Source organism: Bacillus sanguinis (assembly GCF_018332475.1).
In the GTDB taxonomy this organism is placed as follows: domain Bacteria; phylum Bacillota; class Bacilli; order Bacillales; family Bacillaceae_G; genus Bacillus_A; species Bacillus_A sanguinis.
The window spans coordinates 1-6406 of the sequence record NZ_BOQB01000316.1; the positions used below are offsets into that span (position 1 = coordinate 1).

Below are 6406 nucleotides of genomic sequence, written 5' to 3' on the forward strand. Positions count from 1 at the left end.
ATTAGGTTTAGAAAATGTTAGTGAATTGGATTTGCTTGTTTTGCAAAATTTAAATAAGTTAATAGCAATTGAATTTGAAAATAGCATCATTGCTAATTTATCTTGCTTTCAGCATAATACGTCAATTCGAAATATAAAGTTGACAGATACGAAGGTAAAGGATGGATCAGCATTAGGTAAAATGAAAGGACTAAAGGAATTAGAATTAGATGGCACAACAATTGATAACCTTGATACGATTTGTTGTTCTCATTCATTAGAAATATTTACAGGATCGTTTGAACAATTTTATATGTTAAAAGACTCATTTGATAGAAAAATAGATTTTTCAAAAGTAATAGGAGGGATGAGTGAAGAAGAAAGTGAAATTTGGCACCAACATGTAATTGAATAGAAAATAACATTATTATGTAAATAAGTTTGTTTGTAGAAGGTGTAACTATTTGACAGGTTACACTGCAATAAAGTGGTTAGGGAAAATAAATTATGTGTAACTGAATGTCACATCCCTCCTTAATCGTTCGTCTTGTATGTAGAACGGATAAGGAGGGAGTTTATTATGAAAAATTTTGATGTAGCAATTATTGGTGGTGGGCTTGCTGGATTAACAGCATCTATATATTTAGCGAAAGCTGGAAGGAAAGTTATTGTATTAGAAAAGTCTAGTCACTTAGGTGGTCGAGGGATGACTATAAATAAAAATGACATTTGTATGAATCTTGGTGCACATGCTTTATATAGAGGCGGGGCAGCGTTTATAGCTTTTAATGAACTAGGTATGAATCTTCCAGGTGGAATCCCATCTACAAAAGCACACGGAATATGGAAAGGGGATATTTTCACCATCCCAACAGATTTCCGCTCAATTTTATCAACACCGTTACTTTCATGGTCTGCAAAAGTACAGTTCTCTCGTCTTATGATTCGGTTAGGAAATTTAAATGTAGGAAAAATTCCTAAAATGAGTCTAACTACATGGGCAGAAAATGAAATTAAAGATCCAATGGTTCGAAATATATTTTATGCATTATGCCGAACAACAACATATACGTATGCTCCAACAATACAATTAGCATCTTCAGTACTAAAGCAAATACAGCTTTCTATGAAAGAAGGAGTACTTTATGTAGATGGTGGTTGGGAGACGATAATAACAACTTTAAGGGATATAGCGAATACGAATGGTGTGCAATTTCTAGCTAAAAAGCATGTTTTGAAAATAGAGCATTGTGAAGGGAAACAAAGAATATACTGTTTTGACGATGAAGTATTTGAAACAGATGCAGTCATTGTAACAACTCCACCAAAAGAGGCTTGTAAAATGATAAAAGGTGCTGAAGGAACAAGTTTGCAAAGATGGAGTGAACAATCAGTACCGGTTACCGTTGCAGCGTTAGATATTGGTTTAAAACAATTGCCGAATCCTTTGCATCATTTTGCATTGGGATTAGATCAACCTATATTTTTTACGAATCAATCAAGAGCAGCTAAATTAAGTGAAGATGGATCAATTGCAGTAAGTTTAATTAAGTATCATAATCCAGTGTTAGAGATGAATCATATTTATGAAGATAAAGAACAGTTAGAAAATACGATGGAATTGTTACATCCAAATTGGAAAAAGGAAGTTGTTGCAAGGCAATATTTACCGAAAATAACGGTAGTATATGATTTTCCTCATATTGACCGTGTTGAAAAACCGGGTCCTAATATACCTGAAATGCCAGGTGTTTACGTTGCAGGAGATTGGGCAGGGCATGATGAAATATTAGCTGATGCTGCGGTAGCAAGCGGAAAACGTGCAGCCTTACACATTTTAAAGCAATCCGAAAGTGGGGCAGTTTATCATGGAAACGGAGCAATTATATGAAACGTATCAATCATTATTATTTTCGTTAGCATATAGAATCCTTGGGAGTGTTATGGATGCTGAGGATATCGTTCATGACGTTTTTATCTCGTTAAATAATATAGAGGACGTTCAATCTATAGAAAATATGAAAGCCTATTTATGTAAAATGGTAACAAATCGCTCAATTGACAAATTACGTTCGGCAGCACATAAACGTAACGTATATGTCGGAATGTGGTTGCCAGAGCCATTTGTGGAAGAGATTGATGATCCATCAGAGTCATTTGTAATGAAAGAATCAATTTCTACGGCATATTTATTACTTTTACAACAACTGTCTGAGGTAGAAAGGATTGTTTTCATATTAAGAGAGGTTTTCAGTTATGAATACGAAGAAATAGCTTCAATTGTTGATAAAAGTAGTGTGAACTGTAGGAAGATCTTTCAACGCGCACGAAATAGTATATTGGATAAGCCGAAGCAATCAACATTAAGTACGAAGAAAATGGCTGCTTATGTTGAAAAGTTTGTATCATCATTACAATGTGGTGATGCGCAAGGTATGTTAGAAGTATTAAAAACAGATGCGATATTGAAAGCAGATGGTGGTGGTAAAGTTACAACTGCGATTCATCCGATTTACTCTGCGGATCGAATTATACGTTTGTTCTTTGGGATTGCACAACGATTGACAGAAGAGTACACTGTTGATTTCAAAATGGTAAATGGTATGCCAGGAGTTATAGTTACAATAAATAATAAAATAACATATGTTCTATCGTTCGCATTTGAGGATGAGAAGATTTCAAACATTTATATGGTAGTTAATCCTGAGAAACTTATGCATTTAAATGTAAAAATATAAAAAAACGCATTTCTTCAGAAATGCGTTTTTTATTATTTTTCTAACATTTCAAGAGGTACATCTTTTTCGCCAGCTACCTCAAATTTAATTTCCCCGTCTTCTTCATAAATACGTGTAATAATCGGTATAGTAATCATTAATTTTTTGTGCTGCTTTCGTTTTCGAGCAGCATCTAAGCTAATCACGTTCATTTGTAAGCATCCTTTCTTCTAGAAATATATAAACAAAGAAAATGCGTCCGGAAAGGGCGCTTAATTGAATTTGAAATACCGATTCATTTAAATGGGGTTTATATAATTTAATAACTGCAATTTTAATATGAAATAATATGAATGGAATAATTGCACGTAGAAATTAACTTTACCAAAAAACGAAACAATATGCTATAAAAAATTATAAATCTTTGTCATATAACGGGAAAAAGGATTTCGTTTCGCATATAATAAAAAGTAGACGGGCAGCAAGAGCTTTTTCATCATATTGCTTGGAAAGGCGATGAAAAGAATGGATACGTTAGATTCATTATTATTTCAACTTGAACAATATGGAGAAGAGCATGATCGAAATAAAAAAACACGGGAAGAAAAATTACGGAATATTTCTCGTGAGATGGGGCAATTTTTATCAATTTTAGTAAAAGGGTGTAGTGCAAAAAATATATTAGAAATTGGAACTTCTAATGGTTATTCTACATTGTGGTTAGCTGATGCGGTAGAAGAAACACATGGAAATGTAACAACTGTAGAGCTTTCTTCAGAACGAGTTGGAGAGGCACTTGCCAATTTTGAAAAGGCAAACCTTTTACAAAGGATTGATGTTCACAATCAAGAAGCAGGGGCATTTTTAGATTCACAACTAGATCATTCATTTGATTTTATTTTCCTAGATTCAGAGCGTACGCAATACATGTGGTGGCTTGAACATATAAAACGCATTTTACAACCAAAAGGTCTTCTCGTTGTCGATAATGCTACTTCTCATGCGAGTGAATTAGCGGAGTTTATAAAAATGATCGAAGAAGATGAAATGTTTAAAACGGTGTTATTGGCATTTCAAAATGGAGCATTTGTAGCGTACAAGAAGAAAATGGATTGAGTGTAATATAATTATCACATTGAAAAAGGGTGTATGTCAAAAGATTGAGTACAGTAAATAGGAAGAACATAATTTATATACGTAACATACGAAGAATCCGCCTTCAGCATGTTGATCTCTAGGTCTTAAGTCTGAGGAAAATTATGTTGATTACAGGTATACTTATAGTAAGAAACAGGGAATGACTGCATAAGCAGGCATTTTTAAAAAAATCGATTTTAAGCAGTCAGAATGTATATGAAATACGATATAATAGATGAAATATAGTGCATATAAATTCGCACATATAAATAAAGGAGCGATTTTGTTGACTGAACTCGAGAAAAAAGAACCTGTATCCATTGTGAAAGATAATAATGTAGAAGTAGTGGTAGATACAGTTATAAAAGATGAAGAATTAGAGGAACTGAATAAAGAAGCTGATCTTTATGTACAAAAGTTAAATAGCGAGCAAAATACAGATTTATCAAAAGTATTGTCTCAGCTAGGAGATTTAGGGGATAAAGAACAACAAGCAGCAGGACAAACGTTATCAGCATTAAAACGCCCTGTAACAGCGATGATGAATGGAAAGAACGAAGAAATTCCAAATACATTGTTAGAATTACGAAAAGTGGTATCTGAGCTTGATCCAAATTCATTAAAAGCAAGTGGTATGAAGAAAATTATGTTTAAAGTATTCAAGAAAAATCCACTTGAAACATACGTGCATAAATATCAATCTATAGATAAGCAAATTGAGGAGATTATTAGATCCCTTCTTATTGGTCGTGACAACTTACAAGAAGATACAGTTGGCCTTGAGATGCTTAAAGAGCAATCGCACGATAAAATTCACGCTCTTGATAAGCAAGTATACTTAGGGAAAAAACTTGCAGGCATGCTGGAAGCTGAGAAACAAAATCCAGAACGTCAAAGAGATATTCCATTAATTAATGATGCATTAGAAAAGATTCTAGTGCGCACGCGTAATATGCAGCAAGCGAAAAGTGTGTTATTACAATCCATCGCATCTGTAGACATTATTAAGAAAAATAATGAAAAGTTAACAGAGGCAATTCGTAATGCCATTACGATGACGCAAAACGTTGTAACAGTTTCAGCTGCTATCCAGTTAGCATTAACAAATCAACGTAAAACAATTGATGCAGTGAATGCAACAAATGAGGCAATTGAATCAATGGTATTAAGTAACTCACAAGCATTAAAACAAAATACAGAAGAAACAACAAAACTTCTTGAAAATCCTGCAATTAGCATGGATAAATTACGCGAATCATTCCAAAATGTATTTGCTGCGATTGAAGCTTCTGAAAAATCATCAGAACGTATTATCGAGTCAAGTAAGAAGTTTGTTATTGAACTAGACACATTTAATGATGAAATGAAACAAAAGCTCATTCAGCGCCCAAGAAAATAGCAGACTTTTAGAGGAGGTGAAAAAATGAGTTTCATTCAAACCGTACTATTATTACTCGGTACATTGCTTTTAATCGCATTTACGGTCGTTGTTTTAGTCGTATATTTCGGACGAAAACTGTATTTTTCATGGACGAAGCCATATAAACGAGCACACGATTCTTTAGAAAAGTTATCGAATAAATCATTACCGTTTCTACAAGAATTTACACAACATCCACTCTTTTATCGCTGGATTCGCACGGAAGGAAAGAAAGAACAACATATATTAAACACGCTTTTCTGTGCTTCGGGTCAACGTACGAGAGAGCAAGTATTCTCAATGTTACCGAAAGAAAAACAGAAAAAAGTACATGTAATGGCAAAAACAACGAAAAAACTTACAAATGAAGATATTGATGTAGCGGCGATGAAAGTAAAAGATTTTTTAAGACAAGAAACGCAGCAAACAGTAAAACCGACAGACTTATCGTTTTATAAATTGTATTTTTATGATCGATATCCAGATGCATTAAATACAATTCAAGCGTATAAACGCTCAATAAATCCTTCATTACAACGAACGGTTGATGATATTACAATTTCAGTATTAAATGCCTTACCGTATTATCAGGAGCAGCGTATGTTTGAGCAACAACATAAACTTGAAACTTTTTTAATGAAAGATTTAACAGCTATGCTATCGTTAGTCGTACAGTTACCACCTTCACAACGACCAGAAAAAGAAGAAGAATTAAAAATCTACTTGCAAAATTTCCAAAAAGAAATGGAAGTAGTCGAGCGAGATATTCGTGACTCGATTGATCACGATTTGAATGTGAAGATGAGAGCAGCGACTGAGAAGTTTAAGAATAAGTAGGAGAGATTTCCTTGGAAGAGTTGGTACGTCCAGCTTTTTTGAGGGAATCTCTTTTTTGTTAGAAAGTATCCTGCAATCAGAAATTACAGAATTAGTTGAAGTATTAATAAGTAAGTAAAACCCTTTTTTTATGATTGTATAATTGTTATACTGACAAATTCAAAGAAGTTAATAGTTTATATTTGCAGGCTTTAGAGAAATTTAATCAATCTGCTAAGTTAACCCCAGAAGCTTTGGATGAAGGAAATACAAATAAAATGCAAAGAGCTACAAATTTAATGAATGATGGTGGAGAAATTCTTAAAAGTGCTAACTC

The 6406-nt window shown here is 33.5% G+C and carries 6 protein-coding genes and 1 pseudogene; 6 read left to right on the top strand and 1 reads right to left on the bottom strand.

Annotated features, from left to right (window positions below):
* The 3 genes and pseudogenes from KI369_RS24825 to KI369_RS24835 all read left to right on the top strand — a co-directional run.
* Positions 1-394, top strand: a pseudogene (locus KI369_RS24825) (SMI1/KNR4 family protein); the annotation flags it as partial.
* A 165-nt stretch (positions 395-559) separates the two neighbouring features.
* Complete coding sequence (locus KI369_RS24830) at positions 560-1870, top strand: phytoene desaturase family protein (RefSeq protein ID WP_212957930.1); 1311 nt, start codon at positions 560-562, stop codon at positions 1868-1870.
* The gene (locus KI369_RS24835; RefSeq protein ID WP_212957932.1) at positions 1848-2717 is read left to right on the top strand and encodes an RNA polymerase sigma-70 factor; all 870 of its coding nucleotides are present in this window, start codon (positions 1848-1850) and stop codon (positions 2715-2717) included. The genes KI369_RS24830 and KI369_RS24835 overlap by 23 nt, the downstream gene beginning before the upstream one ends.
* 32 nt (positions 2718-2749) lie before the next feature.
* Here the strand turns inward: KI369_RS24835 and KI369_RS24840 are convergent, their stop codons facing one another.
* On the bottom strand, positions 2750-2908 hold the full coding sequence (locus KI369_RS24840) for a hypothetical protein (protein WP_001100984.1): 159 nt from the start codon (positions 2906-2908) through the stop codon (positions 2750-2752).
* 304 nt (positions 2909-3212) lie between these two features.
* Between KI369_RS24840 and KI369_RS24845 the strand changes: the two genes are divergently transcribed.
* The 3 genes from KI369_RS24845 (at position 3213) to KI369_RS24855 (ending at position 6090) form a co-directional block, all read left to right on the top strand.
* Complete coding sequence (locus KI369_RS24845; RefSeq protein ID WP_212957934.1) at positions 3213-3812, top strand: O-methyltransferase; 600 nt, start codon at positions 3213-3215, stop codon at positions 3810-3812.
* Between the two features lie 307 nt (positions 3813-4119).
* Positions 4120-5232: a toxic anion resistance protein gene (locus KI369_RS24850; RefSeq protein ID WP_000137407.1), complete on the top strand. Its 1113-nt coding sequence runs from the start codon at positions 4120-4122 to the stop codon at positions 5230-5232.
* A gap of 24 nt (positions 5233-5256) precedes the next feature.
* Positions 5257-6090 (top strand): DUF3974 domain-containing protein, encoded by an 834-nt coding sequence (locus tag KI369_RS24855; protein WP_097950170.1) that lies wholly within the window; start codon positions 5257-5259, stop codon positions 6088-6090.
* Positions 6091-6406: the final 316 nt, after the last annotated feature.

Bases quoted from the DNA above. Each gene is read 5' to 3' on its own strand.
- KI369_RS24830 (WP_212957930.1), top strand. From the start codon at position 560: ATGAAAAATTTTGATGTAGCAATTATTGGTGGTGGGCTTGCTGGATTA.
- KI369_RS24845 (WP_212957934.1), top strand. From the start codon at position 3,213: ATGAAAAGAATGGATACGTTAGATTCATTATTATTTCAACTTGAACAA.
- KI369_RS24840 (WP_001100984.1), bottom strand. From the start codon at position 2,908: ATGAACGTGATTAGCTTAGATGCTGCTCGAAAACGAAAGCAGCACAAA.
- KI369_RS24855 (WP_097950170.1), top strand. From the start codon at position 5,257: ATGAGTTTCATTCAAACCGTACTATTATTACTCGGTACATTGCTTTTA.
- KI369_RS24835 (WP_212957932.1), top strand. From the start codon at position 1,848: ATGGAAACGGAGCAATTATATGAAACGTATCAATCATTATTATTTTCG.